17 protein-coding genes are annotated in these 24,505 nt (G+C 64.6%); 7 read left to right on the top strand and 10 right to left on the bottom strand.

What is annotated here, in order from left to right; all coding sequences use genetic code 11:
- Window positions 1-32: 32 nt before the first annotated feature.
- Both mqo and VIM61_06135 read right to left on the bottom strand, forming a co-directional pair.
- Window positions 33-1,517 carry a malate dehydrogenase (quinone) gene (gene mqo / locus VIM61_06140; protein ID HEY8899973.1) on the bottom strand — a complete coding sequence of 495 codons (1,485 nt, stop codon included), beginning with the start codon at window positions 1,515-1,517 and terminating at the stop codon, window positions 33-35.
- A gap of 10 nt (window positions 1,518-1,527) precedes the next feature.
- A complete protein-coding gene (locus VIM61_06135; protein ID HEY8899972.1) occupies window positions 1,528-3,000 on the bottom strand; it encodes a rhamnulokinase family protein in 1,473 nt (490 codons plus the stop codon).
- A gap of 143 nt (window positions 3,001-3,143) precedes the next feature.
- Between VIM61_06135 and VIM61_06130 the strand changes: the two genes are divergently transcribed.
- On the top strand, window positions 3,144-5,333 hold the full coding sequence (locus VIM61_06130; GenBank protein ID HEY8899971.1) for a bifunctional rhamnulose-1-phosphate aldolase/short-chain dehydrogenase: 2,190 nt from the start codon (window positions 3,144-3,146) through the stop codon (window positions 5,331-5,333).
- A 36-nt stretch (window positions 5,334-5,369) separates the two neighbouring features.
- Here the strand turns inward: VIM61_06130 and VIM61_06125 are convergent, their stop codons facing one another.
- From VIM61_06125 to VIM61_06100, 6 genes are all read right to left on the bottom strand, one after another.
- Window positions 5,370-6,026, bottom strand: coding sequence for an HAD family acid phosphatase (locus VIM61_06125; protein HEY8899970.1), 657 nt, complete (start codon window positions 6,024-6,026; stop codon window positions 5,370-5,372).
- A 364-nt stretch (window positions 6,027-6,390) separates the two neighbouring features.
- Entirely contained in the window at window positions 6,391-8,889 is a 2,499-nt protein-coding gene (locus VIM61_06120) for an ATP-dependent Clp protease ATP-binding subunit (protein HEY8899969.1), read from the bottom strand.
- A complete protein-coding gene (locus VIM61_06115) occupies window positions 8,879-10,021 on the bottom strand; it encodes a protein arginine kinase (GenBank protein ID HEY8899968.1) in 1,143 nt (380 codons plus the stop codon). Before VIM61_06115 ends, VIM61_06120 begins: the two co-directional genes overlap by 11 nt.
- Entirely contained in the window at window positions 10,018-10,509 is a 492-nt protein-coding gene (locus VIM61_06110; GenBank protein ID HEY8899967.1) for a UvrB/UvrC motif-containing protein, read from the bottom strand. Before VIM61_06110 ends, VIM61_06115 begins: the two co-directional genes overlap by 4 nt.
- Window positions 10,510-10,511: 2 nt before the next feature.
- Window positions 10,512-11,381 carry a branched-chain-amino-acid transaminase gene (gene ilvE / locus VIM61_06105; GenBank protein HEY8899966.1) on the bottom strand — a complete coding sequence of 290 codons (870 nt, stop codon included), beginning with the start codon at window positions 11,379-11,381 and terminating at the stop codon, window positions 10,512-10,514.
- Window positions 11,382-11,448: 67 nt separating this feature from the next.
- Complete coding sequence (locus VIM61_06100; GenBank protein ID HEY8899965.1) at window positions 11,449-14,355, bottom strand: PAS domain S-box protein; 2,907 nt, start codon at window positions 14,353-14,355, stop codon at window positions 11,449-11,451.
- A gap of 133 nt (window positions 14,356-14,488) precedes the next feature.
- Here VIM61_06100 and VIM61_06095 point away from each other — a divergent pair, with 133 nt between their 5' ends.
- From VIM61_06095 to VIM61_06080, 4 genes are all read left to right on the top strand, one after another.
- A complete protein-coding gene (locus tag VIM61_06095; GenBank protein HEY8899964.1) occupies window positions 14,489-15,640 on the top strand; it encodes a hypothetical protein in 1,152 nt (383 codons plus the stop codon).
- A 55-nt stretch (window positions 15,641-15,695) separates the two neighbouring features.
- Window positions 15,696-16,190: an OmpA family protein gene (locus VIM61_06090; protein HEY8899963.1), complete on the top strand. Its 495-nt coding sequence runs from the start codon at window positions 15,696-15,698 to the stop codon at window positions 16,188-16,190.
- Between the two features lie 18 nt (window positions 16,191-16,208).
- The gene (locus tag VIM61_06085; protein HEY8899962.1) at window positions 16,209-17,396 is read left to right on the top strand and encodes a DegT/DnrJ/EryC1/StrS family aminotransferase; all 1,188 of its coding nucleotides are present in this window, start codon (window positions 16,209-16,211) and stop codon (window positions 17,394-17,396) included.
- A 124-nt stretch (window positions 17,397-17,520) separates the two neighbouring features.
- On the top strand, window positions 17,521-19,008 hold the full coding sequence (locus VIM61_06080; GenBank protein HEY8899961.1) for a hypothetical protein: 1,488 nt from the start codon (window positions 17,521-17,523) through the stop codon (window positions 19,006-19,008).
- 66 nt (window positions 19,009-19,074) lie between these two features.
- On the opposite strand, the gene dxr is transcribed toward VIM61_06080, so the two are convergent.
- Window positions 19,075-20,172 (bottom strand): 1-deoxy-D-xylulose-5-phosphate reductoisomerase, encoded by a 1,098-nt coding sequence (gene dxr / locus VIM61_06075; GenBank protein HEY8899960.1) that lies wholly within the window; start codon window positions 20,170-20,172, stop codon window positions 19,075-19,077.
- Complete coding sequence (locus VIM61_06070) at window positions 20,169-21,050, bottom strand: phosphatidate cytidylyltransferase (GenBank protein HEY8899959.1); 882 nt, start codon at window positions 21,048-21,050, stop codon at window positions 20,169-20,171. Before VIM61_06070 ends, dxr begins: the two co-directional genes overlap by 4 nt.
- Window positions 21,051-21,179: 129 nt before the next feature.
- Between VIM61_06070 and recA the strand changes: the two genes are divergently transcribed.
- Both recA and VIM61_06060 read left to right on the top strand, forming a co-directional pair.
- Window positions 21,180-22,214 (top strand): recombinase RecA, encoded by a 1,035-nt coding sequence (recA, locus tag VIM61_06065; protein ID HEY8899958.1) that lies wholly within the window; start codon window positions 21,180-21,182, stop codon window positions 22,212-22,214.
- 58 nt (window positions 22,215-22,272) lie between these two features.
- The coding region (locus VIM61_06060; protein HEY8899957.1) for an MG2 domain-containing protein at window positions 22,273-24,505 on the top strand (2,233 nt) is incomplete at its 3' end.

Below are 24,505 nucleotides of genomic sequence, written 5' to 3'. Positions count from 1 at the left end.
CCGGCTTCCTTCACCAGCGGGGATACTGGGACTCAGGGGCGGAGTTTGAGATGTTGTTCGGCGCGGGCGTGGGCGTTGCGGAAGAAGGCGGCGTTTTCCGCCTGCTTGATGTCGATTCCGAACGTGGGAATGAGCTCGCGGATGGTCGGGCCTTCGAGCAGGTGCGGGAGGCAGGTCCGGATGACCTCGAGAACAATGTCGACGGAGACGGAGGCGCCGGGTGACGCGCCGAGGAGTGCGGAGATGGTGCGTTCCTGGTTCGTGATGACCTCGGTGCCGTAGTGGACGATGCCGGCCTTGCCGTCGGTCTCCTTGATCGCCTGCACGCGAATGCCGGCGTCGATCAGGCGCCAGTCCGACGCCTTTGCGGCGGGATAGAACACGTGCAGCACGTCCATGCGGTCGCTCATGCTCTGCGTGCCCTGCTGCACGAGGTATCGGACGAGGTCGAGATTGTGGATGCCGACGTTGACGAGCGTGGCGAGGTTGTGCGGCTTGATGGAAAGCGGGAGGTCGAGCGGGCTGCCCTTGCCGTGGAGGAACTTCGTGGTCCATGCGGCGAAGGGACCGAAGAGCAGTGTCTTCTTTCCGTCGAGAATGCGCGTGTCGAGGTGCGGCACCGCCATGGTGGGCGCGGCGCCGAGTGCCTGGCCGTAGACCTTGGCCTGATGCTTCGCGACGATCTCGGGATTGTCGCAGACGATCCACTGGCCGCCGATCGGGAAGCCTCCGATGCCGCGGCTCTCGGGGATGCCGGACTTCTGCAGCAGCGGCAGGCTGCCGCCGCCCGCACCGACGAAGACGAATTTCGTGCGCGTCGTGAAGGTGTGGCCGGTTGCCAGTTCGCGGACTTCCAGCTCCCAGCCCGTGCCGTCCTTGCGAATGTCGATCACGCGATGACCGGCCGCGATGCCGCAGCCTTCCTGCTGGCCGAGCCACGCGAGGAGCTTGCGGGCGATGGAGCCGAAATTGACGTCCGTCCCGTCGTCCATGCGCGTGGCGGCGATGGGCACCTCGCCGCGGCCTTCGACGAGCAACGGGGCCCAAGAGCCGATCGTCGCGCGGTCGGTCGAGTAAACCATCTCCTCGAAGAAGTGGTGGGCGGACATCGCGGCGTGGCGCGCGCGGAGGAAATCGACCTGCTCTTCGCCGTGGACGAAGCTGAGATGCGGCACGGGATTGATGAACTCCGAGGGGTTCGTCACCATGCCGTCGCGCACGGCGCTGCCCCAAAATTGCAGGGATTTCTCGAACTGTTCGAAGATCTTGATCGGATGCGCGGCGCTCACCGTGCCGTCGGCTTCGCGCTTTGGCGTGTAGCTGAGTTCGCAGATGCCGGCATGGCCGGTGCCGGCGTTGTTCCAGCCGTGGGAGCTTTCCTGGGCGAGGCCGTCGGTGACTTCGAAGACCTGGATCGTGAGTCTGGGATCGAGGCGTTTGAGGAGCGCGCCGAGGTTGGCGGACATGATGCCGCTGCCAATCAGGACGACGTCGGAATTTTCTCCAGTTTTGGGCATCTCTAAAAAATCAGCGGCGCAGCGCGGCGAAGGCGCCGGCACGGTCGATCCATTGGCTGGCGTCCTGCGGAGTGAAGACCTGCTGCGCGAACGAGGCGCGGATGATCGCGCGGCCCTCGGCGAGCGAGGAGATCTCGCCCGAGGCAAGGAGCTGGGCGAGGATGTTGCCGAGCGCGGTGGCCTCGGTGGGGCCGGCCTCGACGGGAAGGTCGAGCGCATCGGCGGTGAATTGGTTGAGAAGGGCGTTTTGCGAGCCGCCGCCGACGATGTGCAGGCGCGATGGCGGGGCGGGCATCCAGGCGCGAAGTTGCGCAGCGAGTTCGCGGTAGCGCAGGGCGAGGCTTTGGACGATCACGCGAGCGGTTTCGGCCGGGTAGCGTGGTTCGGCCTGGCCGGTCGCTTTGCAGAAATGGGTGATCGCGGCAGGCATGTCGCAGGGCTTGGCAAAGCTTTCGTGATCGGGATCGATGAGGGAGTCGATTCGGGCGTCGGCGGCGCGGCGGGCGAGCTCGCCATCCTCGATGGCGATGCCCTGAGCGCGCCAGTTGCGCTGGCACTCCTGAAGCAGCCACATGCCGGTGACGTTGTTGAGGAAGCGCGTGGTGCCGCAAAGGCCCTGCTCGTTCGAGAAGCCGGCGGCAGCCGACTCGGCGGTGACGATCGGCGCGGGCAATTCGCAGCCGATGAGCGACCACGTGCCGGAGCTGAGAAAGAGCGGATTTGCATCGACCGCGGGCACGCCGGCGACGGCGGAGGCGGTGTCGTGGCCGCCACACGTGACGACTTTGAGGCCGGTGCAGCCGGTCTGGGCGGCGAGTTCGGGGCGCAGTTCTCCGACCAGCACGCCCGGCTCGGTGATTGGCTTGAGCAGATGCGTAGGAATGCCGACCGCGGCGGCGAGGTCGAGATCCCATTCGGCCTTGCCGGCCTTCAGCAGCATCGAAGTGCTGGCGATGGTGCGCTCGGTCACTTTCTTGCCGCTCAGCCAGAAGGTGAGCAGATCGGGCACGAAGAGCAGCCGCTCGGCGATGCGCATCGTTTCGGAATGCGCCCGCTGCTCGGCCATGAGCTGGAAAACGGTGTTGAAAGGGAGAAACTGGATGCCGGTGCGGCGATAAATTTCCTCCTTCGGCACGAGCGCCGTAGCGGCGTCGATCATCCCGTCGTTGCGGGAGTCGCGATACATCCAGGGCAGCCCGAGCAGGCGTCCGCCGGCGTCGACGACGCCGTAGTCCACGCCCCAGGAATCGACCGCGACGGAAACCAGGGCGTTTCCGTATTTCTGGCGCGCCTCACCGAGGCCGGTGACGATTTCCGCGAAGAGCTGCGGGAGGTTCCAATGCCAGCCGGTAGGCAGCGGGATGCCCTGGTTCGGGTAGCGCCGCACGTTCTCGATGCGCAGGGTCTTTCCATCGAAAATGCCAGCCAGGACGCGGCCGCTGCCAGCACCGATGTCGACTGCCAGGAAGACTCGATCCGTCATGGGTCAGATGAGGAAAGTAGGGGGCTGACGACGACCTTGCATGAGTGACGAGAATGTGAGGGTGGCGCTTTGTCCTTGCCAGGGCAACACTCGAAAACGAAAAGTCACTGGCTCACCCCAATCGCTACCCAGCGCCATTTCTGATGCAATATCGATTCGTAAATCACTCTTGGGACGACACAAAAGCCAGCTCGATGTCTCTCGTCGACCTGCTCGTCTACCGCTCGAATATTCTTGGCGCTGATCAGCGCATTACCAACACCGGCGGCGGTAACACTTCCTCGAAGATTGTCGAAAAAGATCCCCTCACCGGCCAGGACGTCGAGGTGCTCTGGGTCAAGGGCTCTGGCGGCGATCTCCGCACCAGCAAGCGCGAAAATTTCTCCTCCCTTTATCAGGATAAGCTCATCGGCCTGCAGTCGAGCTACGGCGCCCGCGCCGACAAGGGCCTCAAGTCGCCCGCCGAGGACGAAATGGTGGGGGCCTACGCGCACACCACCTTCAATCTGAACCCGCGCCCGTCATCGATCGACACGCCGCTGCACAGCTTCCTCTCGGGCAAGCACGTCGACCACATGCATCCGAACGCGATCATCGCGATCGCCGCGAGCAAGCATTGCGAGAAGCTCACGCAGGAGATTTTCGGCGGCGAGATGGCTTACGTGCCGTGGATGCGGCCCGGCTTCGAGCTCGGCCTCGCGATGCAGGAGATCGAGAAGGCCACGCCCGGCGTGAAGGCGATCATGATGGGACAGCACGGCTTCATCTCGTGGGACGACGATGCGAAGACGTGCTACACGCACACCCTCGACTTCATCGAGAAAGCCTCGGCCTACATCGACGAGAAATACCAGGCCAAGGGCGGCGACGCGAAGGCCTTCGGCGGCGCGAAATACGAGACGCTCGAGGAAACCGAGCGCAATAAGGTCTTCGCCCAGATCCTCCCGTGGCTCCGCGGGCAGGTGAGCCAGTTCAAGCGCTGCATCGGCACCGTCCAAAGCGATGAGAAGATCCTGCGCTTCGTCAATTCCAAGGATGCCGCCCGTCTCGCCGAGCTCGGCACGAGCTGCCCCGACCACTTCCTGCGCACGAAGATCAAGCCGCTCTACGTCGACTGGAATCCCCAGAAGGACGATGTCGCCGCGCTCAAGAAACTGCTCGCCGACGGCCTCGCGGATTACCGGAAGGACTACGCGAAGTATTACGAGACGTGCAAACACGCGAACTCCCCCGCGATGCGCGACCCGAACCCGACCGTCGTGCTCATCCCCGGCCTCGGCATGGTCGCCTGGGGCAAGGACAAGAGCGAGTCGCGCGTGACCGCCGAGTTCTACAACTGCGCCGTCGAGGTCATGCGCGGCGCGGAGGCGATCGATGAATACATCGCGCTCCCGCAGCAGGAGGCCTTCGACATCGAATACTGGCTCCTCGAGGAAGCGAAGCTCCAGCGCATGCCCGCGGAGAAGGAACTCGCCCGCCAGGTGCACATCGTCATCGGCGCCGGCAGCGGCATCGGCAAGGAAGTCGCCCATCGCCTTGTGAAGGAAGGTGCGCACATTGTCTGCGTCGACCTCAACGCCGCCGCCGCCCAGGCCACGGCCGACGAGATCACCTCGAAATATGGCGTCGGCATCGGCGTCGCTGGCACCGGCATCTCGGGCTGCGGTCCGGCCATCGGCCTCGCGGCGAACATCACCGATCGCGCCAGCATCCGCGCGATGCTCGATGAGGTCGCGCTTGCTTACGGCGGGTTCGACTCCATCGAAGTCACGGCCGGCATTTTCGTCCCGAGCGACACGACGGGCCACATTCCCGACGACAAGTGGGCGCTCACCTTCAACATCAACGTCACCGGCAGCTACTTCGTCGCCGACGAAGCCTACAAGACGTGGAAGGAGCAGGGGCTGCGCGGCAATCTCGTTCTCACGACGAGCGCCAATGCCGTCGTCGCGAAGAAAGGCAGTCTCGCCTACGACACGTCGAAGGCCGCCGCGAATCACCTCGTGCGCGAGCTCGCCATCGAGCTCGCTCCGCTCGTGCGCGTGAACGGCGTCGCCCCGGCGACCGTCGTGCAGGGTTCCGCGATGTTCCCGCGCGACCGCGTCATCGGCTCGCTCGCGAAATACAACATTCCCTACAAGGACGACGAGGAGACCGAGTCGCTGGTGAGCAAGCTCGCGCAGTTCTACGCCGACCGCACGCTCACGAAGGTGCCGATCACGCCTGCCGACCAGGCCGAGGCCTACTTCATGTGGGTGAGCTCGCGCCTGAGCAAGACGACCGGCCAGATCCTCACCGTCGACGGCGGCCTGCACGAGGCCTTCCTCCGTTAATCGATTTCCGACTCCCTGGGGCGGTGAAAGCCCGCCTCAGGGAAGGTAATAAAAGGGATTCGGCAGCTTGAACCGGTGGCGGGCATATCCGCCGGCAAGGTCGCTGTCCTGATCGCCGACGTTCAGGATGATCTGGTAGCCGTGCTCGGTGAGCATTTTGCGAACGCCAGACTTGAATGGAATGATCGACGGGTCGCGATAGCTCGACGGCTTCATGTAAAGTCCGCTCCAGCCCCAGTAGCCGGCCTCCTCGAGGTCGCGCTGGGTGGCCGCGCGCAGGGATTCATCGCGACCGGTCACGAGAAAGATCGGGATCTGGTAGGCGTGCGCCTTCGCGTAAACTTCCCGCATCGGAGTGAGCGCGATGCCGTGCTCGCGAATCGTCCAGGCGGCGAAAGTCTCGGCGCTGATGGCGAACTGGCCGGCGCTCAAATACGGCCAGTTCGACAGCAGCGTCTCATCGATGTCGAAGACGACGGCGAAGTTCTGCGGAGTGACGCCGCGAAGGTAACCCTCCAGCGTGCGCCGGGCGGGATCCGCCGCGCGCGCGAAGGCCCGGTCGTAGGCGCCGGAGTCGTGCCACGCGACGTTCTCGGCTTTGAGTAGCGTGAGATTCGGGTTGGGTTCCCGGGAAGACGAAGCGCAGCCGAGCAGGGCGGCGCTGAGAAGAGGAGCGACGAGGAAGCGAAGCATGGCGCAGGCCGCAGGCTAGCAAGCTCGCGCGAAACGACAAGATGTGCGCTCCGAGCCTCTCAGAGAGGCGATCCGCGTTCGATTCCCTGATCTCACGGCCGTCCAATCCATGCTCGCTTTCCGAGCCTCCGCATCGCGCGTCATCATTTTAATTCGATCCACGTGAACGCGGCGAATCTTCGACGCGACAATTTCATGTCCTTGGGGAAACTCTCGCGAACGCCGAGCGAGCGGATGCGTCTATCGTGCGGCCTTCCGAGGGGAGTGGTCATGTTTCACATTCGGTGAGGCTCGAAGTTCGAAAACCAAAACAGCCCGGAGAAGAGTTTTCTTCTCCGGGCTGTTTATTGGTGCGGCTAAATGGTTATTCCGTGGTCGTCTCGGTAAGGGCGACGGGTTCGGTTTCCTTCGGCTCGTTGAGGAAGGTGAGCTTGTCTCCGGCGCGGCTGACCTTGATGACGTTGCCGTCCTTGATGTTGCCACGGAGAAGCTCTTCGGCCATCGGATCCTCCAAGTAGCGCTCGACCGCGCGGCGCATCGGGCGAGCGCCGTAGCTCGGGTCGTAGCCCTTCTCGATGAGGAGCTCCTGCGCGCTGTCGTCGAGTTCGATGTGGATCGACTTCGCACGGAGGCGGGCGGTGAGCTTCTCGATCTCCAGATTCACGATGCGGATGAGGTCCGGCTTCGTGAGCGTGTGGAAGACGATGATGTCGTCGAGGCGGTTCAGAAACTCGGGTTTGAAGACGCGCTTCGTTTCCTCGAGAATCTTCTCCCGCATCGTGTCGTAGCTGTCGTCGAGCTTCGGCACGTGGAAGCCGAGCGAGGTCTGCTTCTTGATCAGCTCGGCACCGACGTTCGACGTCATGATGATGATCGTGTTGCGGAAGTCGATCTTGCGGGCGAGCGAGTCGGTCACCTTGCCCTCTTCCAGAATCTGGAGGAGGAGGTGCATGACGTCGGGGTGCGCCTTTTCGATTTCGTCGAAGAGCACGACCGAATACGGGCGACGGCGCACGGCTTCGCTGAGCTGGCCGCCCTCTTCGTAGCCGACGTAGCCGGGAGGCGAACCGATCAGACGCGAGGCGGTGAACTTCTCCATGTATTCGCTCATGTCGAGCTGAATGATGGCGTCCGGATCGCCGAACATGAACTCGGCCAGCGTGCGGGCGAGGAAGGTCTTGCCCACGCCGGTGGGGCCGAGGAACACGAACGAACCGATCGGGCGGCGCGGATCCTTGAGATCGGCGCGGCTGCGGCGCAGGGCCTTGCTGATGGCCACGACGGCTTCGTCCTGGCCGATCACCTTGCCCTTGAGGTCCTCTTCCATCGCCAGGAGCTTCGCGGTTTCCTTCTGCTCCATGCGGCTGAGCGGAACGCCCGTCCACTTGGAGAGAACATGCATCATGTCGTCCTCGGTGACGTGGACTTCCTGCTCTTCCTTCTTCGCGCGCCATTCGGCGAGCACGGAGTCGAGCTTGTCCTTGGCCTGCTTCTCGGCGTCACGCAGCGAGGCGGCGCGCTCGAAGTCCTGGGCCTTGATGGCGGCTTCCTTGTCGGTCTTGATCGTTTCGATCTCAGCCTCGATGTCCTTGACGTTCGGTGGACGCGTCATGGCGCCGATGCGGGCGCGGGCGCCGGCTTCGTCCATGATGTCGATCGCCTTGTCCGGCAGGAACCGGCCGGTGAGATAGCGGTCGGAAAGCTTCGCGGCGGCCTCGAGGGCTTCGTCGCTGATGATCGCCTTGTGGTGCTGCTCGTATTTCGGGCGCAGGCCCTTGAGAATCTGGACGGTTTGTTCGACCGAGGGCGGCTCGACCTTCACCTGCTGGAAGCGGCGCTCGAGGGCGGAGTCCTTCTCGATGTATTTGCGATATTCGTTGAGCGTTGTCGCGCCGATGCACTGGAGCTCGCCGCGGCTGAGGGCGGGCTTGATGATGTTGCTCGCGTCCATCGCGCCTTCGGCGGAACCGGCGCCCACGATGGTGTGCAGCTCGTCGATGAAAAGGATGACGTTCCTGGCTTTGCGAATCTCGTCCATCACGGCCTTGATGCGCTCTTCGAACTGGCCGCGGTATTTCGTGCCGGCGACCATCAGGGCGAGATCGAGGGTGATCACGCGCTTGTCGCGGAGCAGCTCGGGCACGTTGCCGGCGATGATTTCCTGGGCGAGGCCCTCGGCGATGGCGGTCTTGCCGACGCCAGCCTCACCGATGAGCACGGGATTGTTCTTCGTGCGGCGGCAGAGGATCTGAATGACGCGCTCGATCTCGTCGGCGCGGCCGATGACGGGGTCGAGCTCGGCCTTGCGGGCCATCTCGGTGAGGTCGCGGCCGAAGGCGCGAAGGGCGGGCGTCTTGCCATCCTTCTTGCTCGTGCCGGCTTCGGCGGGAATGTTTTCGCCGCCGCCCTCTTCCTGAGCGGAGAAATTCGGGTCGAGTTCCTTGAGGATCTCATTGCGGGTGCGCTCGATGTCGACTTCGAGGCTCTTGAGCACGCGGGCGGCAACGCCCTCGCCTTCGCGGAGCAGGCCGAGCAGGATGTGCTCGGTGCCGACGTAGCTGTGCTGGAGCGCCTTGGCCTCCTTGCTGGCAAGCGCGAGCACCTTCTTCACGCGGGGCGTGTAGGGAATGTTGCCGACCATCTTGGTTTCGGGACCGGAACCGACCTGTTTTTCGACCTCCATGCGGACGGTCTCGAGATCGAGTCCCATCTTTTGGAGGACGTTCACGGCAACGCCCTGACCAAGCTTGATCAGCCCGAGGAGCAGGTGCTCGGTGCCGACGTAATTGTGGTTGAATCGGTCGGCTTCCTTGCGGGCGAGAGCGAGCACCTGTTGGGCTCGCGGCGTGAAGTTATTCATCATCGGGTTCCTTTTTGGCTTCGGTAGCTTCGTTCGAATCGGACACGGGCGAAAGGGGAACTTTCGTCATATCCGGTTCGGGAAGCGGTTTCAGTTTCGCTCGGATCAGGGTGGCTCGCAAGGCGTCGCGGGCTTCGGCCGACATCTTCTGGCCCTGCGTGCCTTTTTGCAAATGCGCGGGCTGCGTCTCGATGAAGAGCTCGTCGATGGTGACGCGCGCCGAGTCGGGGAAGAGCCCCAGATCGATGCCCAGCTTGAGGATGGAGAGCCAGTTGAGGGCCTCCTTCGAGGTCATGCTGTGGGCGTGGCAAAGGACGCCGTAGGCGCGGCCGATCTGGTCGAGCACGGTGGTGGCGCGCTTTTCGACGAGCTGCTGGCGGGCATTTTCCTCGTGCTCGACGATGTGGATGATCACTTCGCTGAGACGGTCGATGATCTGTTCCTCGCTTTCGCCAAGGGTGGTCTGGTTCGAGACCTGGAAAAGATTGCCCATCGCCTCGGTGCCCTCGCCGTAGAGACCGCGGACGGCCAGCCCGATCTTGTTCACCGAGTTGATGATCTTGTTGATCTGGTCGCCCATCACGAGGCCGGGCAGATGAAGCATGGCGGAAGCGCGCATGCCGGTGCCGACATTGGTGGGGCAGGCGGTGAGATAGCCGAGCTCCTCGTGGTAGGCAAAGTCGAGCCGGGTCGCGAGCTGGGTATCGCATTTGTCAACGGCGGCGTAGGCCTCGTGGAGCTGAAGGCCGCAGCGGATGGATTGCATGCGGAGATGATCCTCCTCGTTGATCATGAAGCTGAGGGTCTGCTCCACGTTCATTACGACGGCGCTCCCGGCGCCCTTGGCGGCATGTTCGCGACTGATCAAGTGCCTCTCTACGAGCACCTGCCGTTCCAACGCGGTGAGTTCCGTAAGATTCTGCGCGTAAGCGTCGTGCATTTCCGGCAACGCCTCGATGGCGGGGCGGATGAGGCCGAGGGTTTCGAGGCGTTCGGCGCGCTTGGCCCAGCCGGGGAAGGCGGTGCGGGTGAGGTTGCGGGCGAGGCGGATGCGGCTGCTGACGACGACCTGTCGATTCGGGCCGTCGCCCGAGAGCCATTCCCCCGCATTCGAAATGATGCGGGAGAGTTTCATGACGCGAGCTCCGTCTCCAGTTTTCGGATGGCGTCCCGCAGGGTGGCGGCCTCCTCGTATTTCTCGGTGGCCACGGCCTCGTCGAGGGTGGCCTGAAGGGATTTCATCTTTGCGGTCAGTTCGCGACGATGCGCGCGATCGCCCGGTGCCTTGCCGACGTGGGTCGTGCCCTTGTGCATATTGGCAAGCATGCCGGCGAGGCCATCCGCAAAAGTGGTGTAGCACTCGCTGCAGCCGAGGCGGCCGGTTTTCTTGAAGTCGGCCTGGGTGAAGCCGCAGACCGGGCACTTGGCCGTGGTGGGGCTCTTTTCGAGCTGTTGCGCGGCGCCCAGCCCGAGAAGAAGATCGGCGAGGGCGAAGCCGGTGGGGTCGTTGACGCCCTTGGCCTTGGAGCAGGCTTCGCAGAGGTTCACCTTCTGCATCTTCCCCTCCACGATTTGCGTGAGGAAGACGCTGGCGTCCTTCTCACCGCAAACGTCGCATTGCATATCTAATCAATCACAGTGCCGGTGCTCTGTGTCAACTCATGGAAGCGGGTCATCAGACGCTTCGTGATCGGTCCCGGCTTGCCGTCGCCGATGTCGCGGCGGTCGAGCATGACCACGGGGATGACTTCCGCCGCGGTGCCGGTGAGAAAACACTCGTCGGCCGTGAAAATGTCGTAGCGGGTCATGTCCGGCTCGCTCACCGGGATGCCCTCCTCGGCAGCGAGTTCGAGCACGACCGCCCGGGTCACGCCGGCGAGAGCGCCGGAGGAAATCGGGGGCGTGTAGAGCTTGCCGTTCTTCACGATGAAGACGTTGTCGCCGGTGCATTCGGAAACGTAGCCCTGCTCGTTGAGCATGAGGCCTTCGCCGGCGCCGGCATTCTGCGCCTCGATCTTGGCGAGCACGTTGTTGAGGTAGTTCAGCGACTTCACCATCGGGCTGAGCGCGCCGTGCGGGATGCGCCGGGTCGAGCAGGTCACGACCATCAGGCCATTCTCGTATTTGTCGGCCGGGTAGAGCGTGATCTTCGCGGCGATGATGATGATCGTGGCCCTGGGGCAGAGGGCGGGATTGAGGCCGAGATCGCCGTCGCCGCGGGTAACGACGAGGCGCACGTAGCCGTCGCGGAGCCCGTTGCGGCGGATGGTTTCCACCGTGGCAGCCATCATCGCGGCCTTGTCGATCGGGATGCTCAGGCAGATGGCGCGGGCGGAGTCGTAGAGGCGGTCGATGTGCTCCTCGAGGCGGAAGACGCGGCCGTTGTAAAAGCGAATGCCCTCGAAAATGCCGTCGCCGTAAAGAAGGCCGTGGTCGAACACGGAAATCTTCGCGTTCTCCTTCTCGTAAAACTCGCCGTCGATATAAACCTTCATTCGCAAAACTTCGTCTTGTGGGGAGCGGGGAATATGCACGCGCCCCGCGCGGGTGACAAGGCTCCGTTCACGCCGGGGCTTCGTCGCGATAGGAATCCAGCACGCGCACGAGCGACTCCCGCCGCAGCGGCTTTGTGAGATATTCGTTCATCCCGGCGGCGAGGCAGCGCTCGCGGTCGCCCACCATGGCGTCGGCGGTGAGGGCGATGATAACGAGGGGTTTGCGCCCGGTTCTGGTTTCCAGATCGCGGATGTGCCGGGTGGCCTCGAGGCCGTCCATCCCGGGCATCTGGACGTCCATCAGCACGAAATCGAAGGCGGTGATGGAGACCTTCTCGAAACACTCCTCGGCGCTTGCGGCCGTATCGGTTTCCGCGCCCAGCTGGTGCAGGAGCTTGGAAGTGAGTCGGCGATTGAGGGTGTTGTCGTCCACGACGAGCACCCAGGGAGCCCGGCGGGCGATGCGAAGTTGCGCACCGTCGAGGAACTTCTTCGCGACGGATTGGGAACTCGCCGAAATCGGGGATTCTTCGGTGGAGACGTCGATCGGCAGGTCGAAGAAAAATTGCGCGCCGGGCCCGTTGTGCTCGAGCAGGCCGAGCTCGCCGCCGAGGAGGTTCGCGAGGCGTTTGCTGATCGCCAGGCCGAGGCCGGTGCCGCCAAAGCGGCGCGTGGTGGAAGAGTCGGCCTGGATGAAGGGCTTGAACAAACGCTCCTGCTGCTCGCGGCTGATCCCGATGCCGGTGTCGGCGACGAGAATGCGGAGGCTTTCGGTGCCATCGATTGCGCGTCGGGAAATGTCGATCCGCACGCTGCCGGCGGCGGTGAATTTCACGGCATTGCCGACGAGGTTGAGGAGAATCTGCCGCAGGCGGGAGGGGTCGGTGAGGATCCGGGCTGGCACGTCGGCCGCCATGTGCAGCGAGAGGTCGAGCTCTTTGGCGTTCGCACCGGGGCGGTGGAGGTCGAGCACCTCCTGCACGCTCCCGCGGAGATCGGTGGGCCGGATTTCGATCTCCATCTGACCGGATTCGATCTTGGAGAAATCGAGAATGTCGTTGAGCAGCACGAGGAGGGCGCCGCCGCTGCCGCGAACCGTCTGAAGATAGTCGCGCTGGGTGGGATTGAGTGGCGTGTCGAGGAGAAGATCGGCGAACCCGAGGACGCTGTTGAGCGGCGTGCGAATCTCGTGGCTCATCATCGCGAGGAAGTTGCTCTTCGCGCGGGCGGCGGCCTCGGCGGCGTCCTTTTGGAGAACGAGCTCCTGCTCGTAGGCGCGGTGTTTCGTGATGTCGAGGGACGCGCCGCGGTAGCCGGTGATCTGGCCAGTGGCGTCGTAGCTGGGCACGCCGCTTACGCTGATCCAGAGCATCGAGCCATCGGGCTGGCGCACGCGGTGCTCGAAATTGCGGAAGGGGAGACCTTCCCGGAAAATGGCATCGGACCGCTCCTTCACGGCCTCGACATCCTCTGCCGGGAGGAACTCGAACGGCGTGTGGCCGAGAACTTCGGCGGGGTCGAGGCCGAGCACGTCCTTCACGCGGGACGAGGCGTAGGTGTAGCGACTGTGCCGGTCGACCTCCCAGATGAACTCGCCAATGGCCTCGCTGACGTCGCGGAACCGCTGCTCGCTCTCGATCAACCGGGCCTGGGCGCGCCTGGCCGTGGAAATGTCGAGGCAGCCGACCATGAGAACCTCGCGATCCTGGAAAATCGTGGGACGCACGAAAACGTCGCATTCGATCGCCGAGCCGTCGAAGCGCAGGAATTGCCATTCGAAACGGGCCGAGCCGGCCTCCACGGCGGACATCACGCGCTCCGACCATTCCTGGGCGGAGAGCATCGAGCCGGCCTGCCGACGGGGCCAGAGCATCCACCCCTGCCGGGTGAGGAGCGTTTCCTTGTCCGGCGCACCGAAGAGCTCCACCGCTGCGGGATTGGCGTCGACGATCGTGTCGCCGTCGAAAGCGAGGTGGGCCATGGCGGTGCCCTCGAAGAAGATGCGGAGGGCCTCCTCGGCGCGGCGCTGCGTGGTGAGATCGATCAATGCGCCCGTGAGGTGCGAGCGGCCGTCCTCGAAATGCACGGGTTGCGCGCGGTCGAGCACCCAGACGGTGCCGGCGGTGTCGCTGCGCACGCGATACTCGAGGCTCATCGGCTGGGAGTTTGCGGCGGCGGCTTCGAGCGTCATCAGGTAGCGAGAGCGATCGTCGGGATGCAGACGCTCGACCCAGGCGTCGAGACCGCCGCCGCCATAGTCCGAGGTGAGGCCGAGCAGCGTATGGATATTTCCGCGCCAGCGAAACCGCGCCTCTTCGGGATTGTAGGTGTAAACGACTTCGCCGAGCGACGCGATCACGGCTTCCTCGATGTGCCGGCTTTCGCGCAGCTGCCATTGCGCGGCGGCCGCGCGTCTCCGGAGATGCCAGACGACCATGCCGGCCCCGATGCCCACCGTTCCGCCGAGGAAGCAGGTGAACCACAGGGCTTGCCGGATCGTGGAAAGGCCGATGAGGAGCTGGTCCGCGTCCGCTTCGACGGCGAGAATTCCCGTTGGCCGGGAGTGGTCGTCGAAAACGAGGGAGAACACCGTGGCGTTGGTGTCCTCGACCACGCTCCAGCTTGCGTCCTTGACTGCATTGGCGATTTCGCGGAAATGCGCGCGCGCCTGCCGGGCGTGCGGGGGCAGGGGGCGTGACCCCGAGGCCTCCTTCACATAGCCGGTGTCCAGCCGCGTTTGTTGCTCCGCGTCCTCCAGTGCGAAGGTGTAGATGCGGCGGACCTCCGCGGCGGTGTCCCGCACGGTGCGCAGCGACCCGACGAGCGCATCGAGGGCGTCGGAGCGCATCGGCGATATGCTGGATTTGCTCAGCCGGCTCGCGATCTCGCCGAGGTGACGATGCACGTCGATGAGTTTTTCCGCCTTCGCGCGCTGGTAGACGATGGTCGCACCGAGGCAAATTGCGAGGGCCACGGTCGCTCCTGCGAGCAGGGCGTCGCGCCACGGTCGGATCTGGGTGGCGTGGTCGGCCGGAGAAGGAATTCTCTTCGTAGTTGAAAAGCGCACGGAACGCGCGGCATGGTATCGGCCCAATCGCTATCTGGCCATGAAATCCCGACTTCCGTTCTGCCTTGGCGCCATGGCGCTGCTTGCCCTCTCCTCCGCTGTCGCGCAGGACACTCCCACCATCACGATTCGCAAGAGCGACGCGATCAACCTTGCCCTCACCGGCATCGGCGGTGGCGAGGGACCGGCGGTGACGAAAGTCCTGCAAAACGACCTCACGCTTGCCGGCGCGTTCAGCCTTGGCCAGGCGGGCACGGCTTCCTACGTCGTCTCGGGCACGGCCTCCGGCGGATCGCTGCAGGGGCAGGTGAAGGATCGCAGCGGCGGCACGGTTCTCTCGAAGAGCTACTCCGGCGGCGCGCGCGCCGTGGCGCATCAGTTCGCCGACGACATTGTCGAGACGATCACCGGTCATCCCGGCATCGCCACGTCGAAGATCGCCTTCGTCGGGAATTCCTCCGGCCGCAAGGAAATCTACACCGCCGACTACGATGGCGCGAACGTCCGCCAGCTCACGCACGACGGCGGCATCAGCGTCGCTCCCGCGCTCAGCGCCGACGGCCGCAAGCTCGCCTACACCGGTTACCAGAGTGGCTACGCGGACATCTACCTCGTCGATCTCGGCAGCGGCGCCCGCAATCGCATCATCAAGTTCCCCGGCACGAACTCTGGCGCCGCGTTCTCGCCGGATGGCGGCCGGATCGCCTGCTCGATCAGCAAGGACGGGAATCCCGAGCTCTACGTCGTCGGCGCGAATGGCGGCGGCGCGAAACGCCTTACTCGCACGCGCGGGGTGGAATCCTCGCCGAGCTGGTCGCCGGATGGCTCCGAGATCGTCTATTCGTCGGACGAGACCGGCAGTCCGCGACTGTTCCGCATTTCGGCGAACGGCGGCGCCTCCGGCGCGGTGAGCACCGGCCAGTCCTTCTGCACCGAGCCGAGCTGGTCGCCCGACGGCCGGAAGATCGCGTTCACCGTGCGCTCGGGAGGCTTCTCGATCGCCGTCACCGATCTCGATAGCGGCGCGACGCGCACGCTCGCCTCTGGCGAGGATGGCGTCTGGGGCGCGGATTCCCGCCACATCATCTTCAGCACGGGCTCTTCGCTCGTCCTTCTCGATGCCCAGAACGGCCGCACGGTGCCGATCGTCAGCGGCCTCGGCAAGGTCTCCGAGCCCACCTGGTCGCACTGACGTTTTTTCCTGATTTCCTCATTTCCTTATTCCAACCTCCGCTTTTAATACCCGCATGAAGCCCACTCTCCTCTTCACCCTCGCGACCTGCGCGACCATTGCCTTTTCCTCCTGCGCCGGCAAAAAGCACGGCGGCGAGGACTCCGTGGGCGTCGATGGCGACTACGTGACCGGCACGCCGCTGCCCGATCGCGTCGAGGGCGCGAATTTCTTCGGAGGCACCGTCGATCGCAGCCAGTTCCAGCCCGTTTACTTCGCCTACGACAGCTTCACCGTTTCCGATGCCGAACTCGCGAAGCTCGACGCCGTCGCGAGCGCCGTGAAGGGCGGCAAGAACGACATCATCATCGCCGGCTTCACCGACAGCGCCGGCACCGAGGAATACAACCGCGGCCTCGGCGAACGTCGCGCGCAGGCCGTGCGCGAGTCGCTCATCGGCATGGGCGTCTCCGGCGACCGGCTTCAGACCGTCAGCTTCGGCGAGGAAATGCCTGCCGATCCGAGCAACGACGCGAAGAATCGCCGCGCGGAATTTGGTGTCGTCAAGTAACGGAGCGGCGCCGTCGTAATGGCCGTTCCCCTTCTCGATCTCACGCGACAGTTCGCGCAAATTCGCGCGGACGTGCAGCGCGAGATCGATGCCGTCGTCGCCTCGCAGCATTTCATCCTCGGGCCGAAGGTCGAGGCCTTCGAGAGCGCCATCGCCGCGCAGATCGGCTGCGGCCACGCCGTCGGCATGTCGTCCGGCACGGATGCGCAGCTCGCCGTGCTCATGGCAGCCGGCATCGGGCCGGGCGATGCGGTCATCACGACGCCCTACACGTTTTTTGCGACCGCGGGCTGCATCCACCGCGTCGGCGCGGAATCCGTCTTTGTCGACATCGATCCCGTCACGCTGAACCTCAGCCCGGCCCGGCTCGAGGAATGCCTGCGCGAGCGTTGCCACCGCGACGCCGAGGGCGTGCTGCGCACCGCCCGGGGCAACCGCGTGCGAATGATCTGTCCGGTGCACCTTTTCGGTCTCTGCTGCGAGATGGATGCAATCAACGATCTCGCCGCGGAGTTCGATCTGCCCGTGCTCGAGGACGCCGCCCAGGCCATCGGCGCGGAATATCCCTCCCGCGATGGCGTGCGCCAGGCCGGCACGCTCGGCCACTCCGCCTACTTCAGCTTTTTCCCGGCCAAGAATCTTGGGGCCTTCGGCGACGCCGGTCTCGCGACCTGCCGCGATGCGGCTTTCGCGAGCGAGCTGCGCCTCATGCGCAATCACGGGATGGAGCAGCGCTATTTTCACCACAAGGTTGGCGGTAATTTCCGGATCGACGCGCTTCAGGCCGCCATTCTTCACGCGAAGCTGCCCTACATTGCGGGTTGGAACGCCGCCCGCCGCGCGAATGCCGAGAAATACGCGGCCGCGTTTGCCCGCGAGGGCCTGCTGGAATTTCTCACGCTGCCGGCCACGCCTTTCGCCGGCCAGGTGGCCGAGCATCACATCTTCCACCAATACGTGCTGCGCGCCGCGCGGCGCGATGAGCTCGCGGCTCATCTTGCGGCCAACGGTATCGGACATGGCATTTACTATCCGGTGCCCCTGCATCGGCAGGAATGTTTCGCGTATCTCGGGCACGCCGAGGGCGATTTTCCGGAATCCGAGCGAGCTGCGGCGGAAACGATCGCGCTGCCGATCTTCCCGGAACTCTCCGATGCCGAGCATGCGGAGGTCGTGGCGACCATCGCGGCTTTTTACAAGGCCTGATTTTCGGCGGCCTTGCGTATTGGGCTGAGAGATAGTCCGTCTTTCTGACTCTCTGGCGCGCAAATTTCTTGCGCCGTAATTCGCGTCTCGCCATGAACTTAGGCTCCCCCTTCGCATCCATTCTATGCTCAGATCCGCCGTTCGTTTCGTCGTCCTTCCCATCATCGCCTGGCGCGTTTTCCTCGTTGGAGGTCTCGCTTTGACCCCGGTCACTCACGCGGCTGACGCCCCAGCCGCGGCGTCTCCCTCGCCCGCGAAGCCCAAATCGGCGGCGAAGAAAAAGAATGCGGAAAAACCCGCGAAGAAGGTCGATGCGACGGCGTTGATCACCGAAGTGGAGAAAGGCATCGCCCTCATCGGCAAGGGCGCGAAGGAAGCGAAGCTCGATCCGAAATCGAAGGCCGCCGCGCCGTTCTTTGCCTCCCTCAAGACGGTCGCCAGCAACACCGAGACGCTCAGGAAGCAGCTCGCGGCGAAGGATCCCGCCTATTTCAAGACGCTCAGCGACACGGCGACCGCCGTCGGCAGGCTCCGTGTGACCGCGCCGCGCATCGGCATCGTGAACAAGCCGATCAACGATGGCGTGAAGATCGTGCTCGATTCCTTCGACGCGTTGCGTGCGAATTTCGGCAAAGAAGCCGCCCGCAAGAAGGCTGGTGGTCCGCTCACCGACAAGGAAAAGGAGACTTTCGCCAAACTCCGCACGCAGCAGGCCGAACTCGTCGCGAAGCTCGCGCCGGTGCGTGAGAAGGCTGTGAAGGAAGGCAACAAGAAGCTCGTGGCCGACCTCGACGGCCTGTTCAAGCAATCGAAGGCGATCTCCTCCGCGAAGGAGACGCTGGCAGGCTTCCTCCTCGCGCTCGAGCTCTTCGACTACCTCTCCGGCGAATACGATGCCTATACCTACTATGTGCCGGTGACCTATCGCACCGAGTGGGCGTGGGTTGATACGTCGTTCAAACAGGCAGACACCTATTATTGGGAATACTACGACTCCTACTCGGTGAGTGACTGGTCCTACTACGAGTCAGCCGACATCTCGTATCAATACGACTACACGTGGGATTCGAGCATCTCGGAAACCGAAGTGTCCGAATACAACAGCTACGTCGAAGAATCGAGCAGCGAGGAAGTTTCTGAAGACACCTACATCGAGGAGTCCGACTACGAGGAAAGCCTCGAGGCCAACGAAGAATCGCAGGACGACTCGTGGGAGGACACCGAGGAGGACATTGCCGATGACGCCGACTCGGCAGACGAGGGCGATGACTCGGCGGGCGAGGGCGACGACTCGGCGGATGAAGGCGCCGACTCGGCGGAAGAAGGCGCCGACTCGGCGGAAGAAGGCGACGACTCGGCGGATGAAGGCGACGACTCGGCGGACGAGGGCGACGACTCGGCGGATGAAGGCGCCGACTCGGCGGATGAGGGCGACGACTCGGCGGATGAGGACGCCGACTCGGCGGATGAGGGCGACGACTCAGCGGATGAGGGCGACGACTCGGCGGATGAGGGTGACGACTCAGCGGATGAGGCTGACGACTCGGCGGACGAGGGCGGTGACGACTCCTCCGATGACGGTGGTGGCGACGACGGCGGCGGCGAGGAGTAATTCCCAGCGGTTCTCGCAAAGAAGATCTCAGGGGATGCTCCGCATGACGGAGCGCCTTTTCGGCTTTTAGCGGGCGGAGGCCGTTCGCCGCGCCCAGGCGTCGGCTTCGAGCAGGGTCGCGAGATCGGGATGGGGAACGACGGCGTGCGCCGCCATGGTTTCTTCGACGAGACGCCAGATATCGGGGAACGCGATTCGGTCTCCGAGGAAGGCGTCGACCGCGATTTCGTTCGCCGCGTTCAGCACGGCAGGCAGCGTGCCGCCGGTGGCGCCGGCTTCGCGGGCCAGGCGGAGGGCGGGAAAGACATCCTCGCGCGGGGCCTCGAATTCCAGTCGACCCGCCGTCGCCAGATCGAGCGGAGCGAGCGCTCCGGCGACGCGGTCGGGATACGTGATCGCGTATTGGATCGGGAAACACATGTCGGACTGGCTGAGTTGCGCGAGCTGCGAGCCGTCGACGAATTCCACGAGCGAATGCACGATGCTCTGCGGGTGGACGACGACGTCGATGCGGTCCATGCCGACGTCGAAGAGCCAGCGGGCCTCGATCATTTCCAGCGCCTTGTTGAAGAGCGTGGCGGAATCGATCGTGATCTTGCGCCCCATCGTCCAGGTCGGGTGTTTCAGCGCCATCGCGGGGGTGGCGAGGGCAATTTCCTCGGCCGGCGTCTTGCGGAACGGCCCGCCCGAGCAGGTGAGGATGAGCCGGCGCACGTGGTCCGGGGCGCGGCCCTCGAGGCATTGGAAGATGGCGTTGTGTTCGCTGTCGACGGGCAGCACGTGGACGCCCTTGCGCCGGGCGGCGGCCATCACGATCTCGCCGGCGAGCACGAGGATCTCCTTGCTGGCGACGGCGATATCCTTGCCTGCCTCGATGGCGGCGAGCGCCGGGGCCAGGCCGGCCGTGCCGACGATGGCAACGAGCACGAGATCGGCCTCGGGAAGGGTGGCGAGGGCGATGAGTGCGTCCGCGCCACCGGGAGCGCTGGCGAGCACGGTGCGGGCGCCGGGAAACTCGGCGGCGGCTTCCGCGAGGCCGGCGGCATTCGAGTGCGCCGCCATGCCGACGATTTCCATCCGGTCGGGCAGATTGCGGGCGACCTGCCGGGCGCTCTGGCCGATGGATCCGGTCGCGCCAAGGATGACGACCCGGCGTTTCCTCATGAGATGCCGAGCACGAAGCGCATGTAGAAATAGAGGAGCGGCGCGGTGAAGAGCAGGCTGTCGATGAGGTCGAGCGTGCCGCCGATGCCCGGCAGCGCGGCGCCGGAATCCTTGATCTGCGTGCTGCGTTTCACGATGGATTCCGCGAGGTCTCCGATCACCGCCGCGAAGCCGAGCACGAGGCCCAGCACGGCGAGATCGATCGTGCCGAAGGCCGCGAGTTTCGTCGGGATGAGCCAGTGCAGGCCGAAGGCGGCGAGCAGCGAGGCAAACAGCGCGCCGAAGAATCCTTCCCAGGTCTTCTTCGGGCTGATGTGCGGCACGAACGGGTGTTTGCCGAAAAGGCTGCCGAAGACATACGCGCCCATGTCGCTGAACTTCGTCACCGCAACGAGGAAGAGCACGTAGAACTGCCCGGTGGGATCGCCCGCCGGTGACCGCGGCGGCAGGAAGAGGATCTTCGTGATGAAGCTGAACATCCAGATGATCCAGAACAGCCCGAAGAGCGTGTAGGCCAGCGTTTGCAGCGGCTCGCGGTCACGAATGGAAACGAACATCTGGCGGGCGAACATCACGATGACGAACAGCACGAGGATCGCCATGTCGACGTCGAGCGCGCGGGCGGAGCCGTTGACGCTCGAGTAGTAGAAGCTCCCGCCGAGGAAGACCGCGGCGGAGATGAGCGCAGTGAGCTGGAAGTTCGGAATGCCGTCCTTGTCCAGCATGCGGAAGTATTCCCAGAGCGCGATCATCGGCATGCCCGCGATCACGAGGAAGAAAGCCCATTCCCGGCCGGAGAAGATCGACGCGAGAATAATCGCCCAGAGGGTCACCGTGCTGCCGAGGCGCAGAAAAAAGGTGAGCCGCTGGGAATTCATTCGTCGGTGAACGGCCAAGTTGAAAAACCGGGCGCGGCATGGCAAGAGCGATTCCTTCGGGGCGGCGGGAGTTTTTCATTTCGCGGCCGCCGGGGCGGCTCTACGCTTCCGCCAACGCATCCCTGAATCATGGCCAAGACTGAAACCGCTCCCGCCGAAGACAAGGCGATCATCGCCCGTAACCGCAACCTCGACCTGGCTCTTCAGCAGATCGAGAAGGACTATGGCAGCGAGGCGATTCGCCGGCTTGGCGATGCGACGCATTCCGAGGTCGAGGTCATTCCGACTGGCAACATTCTCATTGACCGGGCGCTTGGCGTGGGGGGCTTCCCCCGTGGCCGCATCATCGAGATCTACGGACCGGAATCCTCCGGGAAAACCACGCTCACGCTTACGGTGATCGCCCAGGCGCAGAAGCGCGGCGGCCTTGCGGGCTTCATCGACGTGGAGCACGCGCTCGACCCGACCTACGCGAAGAAGCTCGGGGTGAAGCTCGACGACCTGCTCGTTTCCCAGCCGAACTCCGGTGAGGAAGCGCTGCGCATCTGCGAGACGCTCGTGCGCTCGAACGCGCTCGACGTCATCGTGCTCGACTCGGTTGCGGCGCTCGTGACGAAGTCCGAGCTCGAGGGCGAGATCGGCGACGCCGTTGTCGGCGCGCAGGCCCGCCTGATGAGCAATGCCCTCCGCAAGCTCACGGCCTTCATTTCCAAGGCGAACACGGTTGTCATCTTCACGAACCAGATCCGCGAGAAGATCGGCGTGATGTTCGGGAATCCCGAGACGACTCCCGGCGGCAAGGCGCTCAAATTCTACTCCAGCGTGCGCGTGGACATCCGCCGCATCGGCGCGATCAAGAATAGCGACGGGGCCGTCACCGGCAACCGCACCCGCGTGAAGCTCGTGAAGAACAAGGTCGCCGCGCCGTTCACCGAGGCGGAGTTCGACATCATGTATGCGGAGGGGATTTCCAGCGCGGGCTCGCTGCTCGACCTCGCGATCGAGAAGAACATCCTCGAAAAGCGCGGCTCCTGGCTCAGCTACAAGGGCGCCCAGCTCGCGCAGGGGCGCGATGCCGCGAAGGAAGCCCTCAAGAACGATCCCGCGCTCTTCGCCGAGATCGAGGAGGCCGTGAAGGCCGCCCTCGACGCGGATCGGAAATAACGCGTCTGCGCGCAAAGTTTTCGCCGGTGGGCGGCGACGATCTCGTTATCGTAGGGAGATGAATTCTGGTCCTTCCCTGTTCTGGGCGCGCGTAGCCTGTGGCCTCGCGATCGGGTGGGGCATGGTCGGCGGAGCCTTCGCCCAGTCGGCGGCGGAGCGCTATGCCACGCTGCAGGCCCGGGCGGCGGACTATTATTCCGAGCAATCCTACGCGCTGGCGCACCAGGCATGGAGCGACGCGGAGAAACTGGGAGTGCCGCCCGAAGACCGGCAGACGCTCAGTTTTTATCTCGCGGACTCGCTCTGGCGATCGCGTCCGGATGCGCCGCAGCTCGCCGAGGCGCGCAAACAGCTGGAAGTTCTCGCCGGCGACAAGGAGGCGCTCGCGGCCGAGGCGGCGGAATCGCTCGGAGACTCGTGGCTGGCCATCGAGAAGGACTGGATGCGCGGGTGGACGGACTACGAGCGTGCGTTGAAGTTCTGGGCGGCCTCCACGGACCTCGACGCGGCGCGTGCACGTTATCTGGCGATCGTCTGGAAGGCGACGGGTCCTCCCGGGCAGCGCGGGAATGAGCGGCGCGTGCCGCTGGACGTGCTCGCGAACGCCCTTCGCATTGCGCCGCCGGGTGAGGAGCAGGCGCGCGCTCACTATTTCCTTGGCCGCTGGTATGCCGTGGACGGCGACCCGTATTCCCAGCGTCGCGCGGGTCGGGAGTTCCAGGCGGCGGTCGAGGCGGGCGCGGATACGGCGGTTTACGAATCCGCTCTTTTCGAGTGGGCGGAGTGGAACCTCGTCGCGGGTGCGGAAAAATGGGATGGCGATCGCCTCGTTCTCGGGCCGGATTACGGTCGAGCGCTGGAATTGTTTCGCCGCTTCGAGAAGGAATTCCCCAAGGGCCGCTCGGCTCTGACAGAGAAGGCCGCGGCGCAGATCGCGGAGCTGACGCGACCGGCGCTCGAGCTGCGGGCCGAGCATCAGTTCCTGCCGGGCACGAAGCCCGTGGTGCGCGCAACGTGGCGCAATGTCGGCGAAGTGCAGTTCACGCTCTCCCGGGTCGACCTCACTCGAGATTTCGTGCCGTCGCCGAAGACGGATCCTGAGCGATGGATCGACGCGGTGCGGGCAGGCGCGGAGGGCATGGTGCGGCAGTGGAAAGAAGCGGGGCCGCCGGCGGGGAGTCACGAACCGGAGGAACGCATGCTCCGGCTCGAGGAGATTGCGGAGCCGGGGACGTATCTGCTCGAGGCTCTGGCCAGCGAGCAACGAGCGCGCGCGCTGATCGTGGTGACTCAGGGCGCGGCGGTTTTCCAGTTGGTCGGTGATCAGGTCGTTGCCTTTCTGTGCGATGCGCGCACGGGCGACCGGGCGAAGGAGGGCGGCGGAATCTTGTGGAGAGTGCGGGAAACGAATCGGCAATGGAACTGGCAGTCCGTGGAGAGTGGTGCGGCGACGGATGGCCTGCTGACGTTCACGCTTCCAAAGACGCGCCGGGACTGGAACGGCTCGCTTCTGCTTTTTGGCCGAAATGGCAGCCAGCCGGTGATCGCGAGCGACAAAGCATCGGCCGAAGTGGAGCCCGCGGCGAAATGGCGAGTCCAGACGTTCACGGATCGTGCGGCGTATCGTCCGGGCGAGACGGTGCGGTGGAAATTGATCGCGCGGAAGCGAGCCGATGGCGCCTACGCGACGCCTCGCGGGGCACTGGTGAAATTCACGGTGACGAGTCCTCTCGGCGAGAAGGTGGACTCCGGGGAGGTGAAGCTCACGGAATTCGGTGGGGCGTGGGGCGATCTGCCGCTGCCGGCCGAGTGGCCGCTGGGCGAATACAAGGTGCAGTTCTCGAGTGGGGAGGAAGTGATTGCTGAGGAAACGCTGTTCCGCCTCGAGGAGTATCGGCTGCCGGAGTTCAAGGTGAACGTGGCGGTGGGCGATGCTGATCGTCCGCTGCGACTCGGGGAGGAGTTTCCCGTGAAGGTGGCTGCGGAATATTACTTCGGGGGCGCGGTCGCGGATGCGAAGGTCGTGGTCGAGGTGCGCGAGTCGACTGCGGTCCGTCCGTTCGCCCTGGAGGATGGCGATTCGGGCCGGGCTGTGCAGAACGAGACGCTCCGCACGGGGCCCGATGGCACGGCGGAGATGCGGGTGAGCACGCCACTCGATGGGCGACGGGATCTGCGCTACGACGTCACCGCGCGCGTCGTGGATTCTTCGGGGCGCGAGGTCACCGCGACGGGCGGGGTGGTTGTGGCGCGACAGGGCTACTTTGTGGAGATGGAGCCGTCGCGGCGGG

The sequence above is a fragment of the Chthoniobacterales bacterium genome, from assembly GCA_036569045.1.
In the GTDB taxonomy this organism is placed as follows: Bacteria; Verrucomicrobiota; Verrucomicrobiia; order Chthoniobacterales; family JAATET01; genus JAATET01.
The sequence above is the reverse complement of the archived record's forward strand: the minus strand, read 5'-3'. Positions and strand labels throughout refer to the sequence as shown.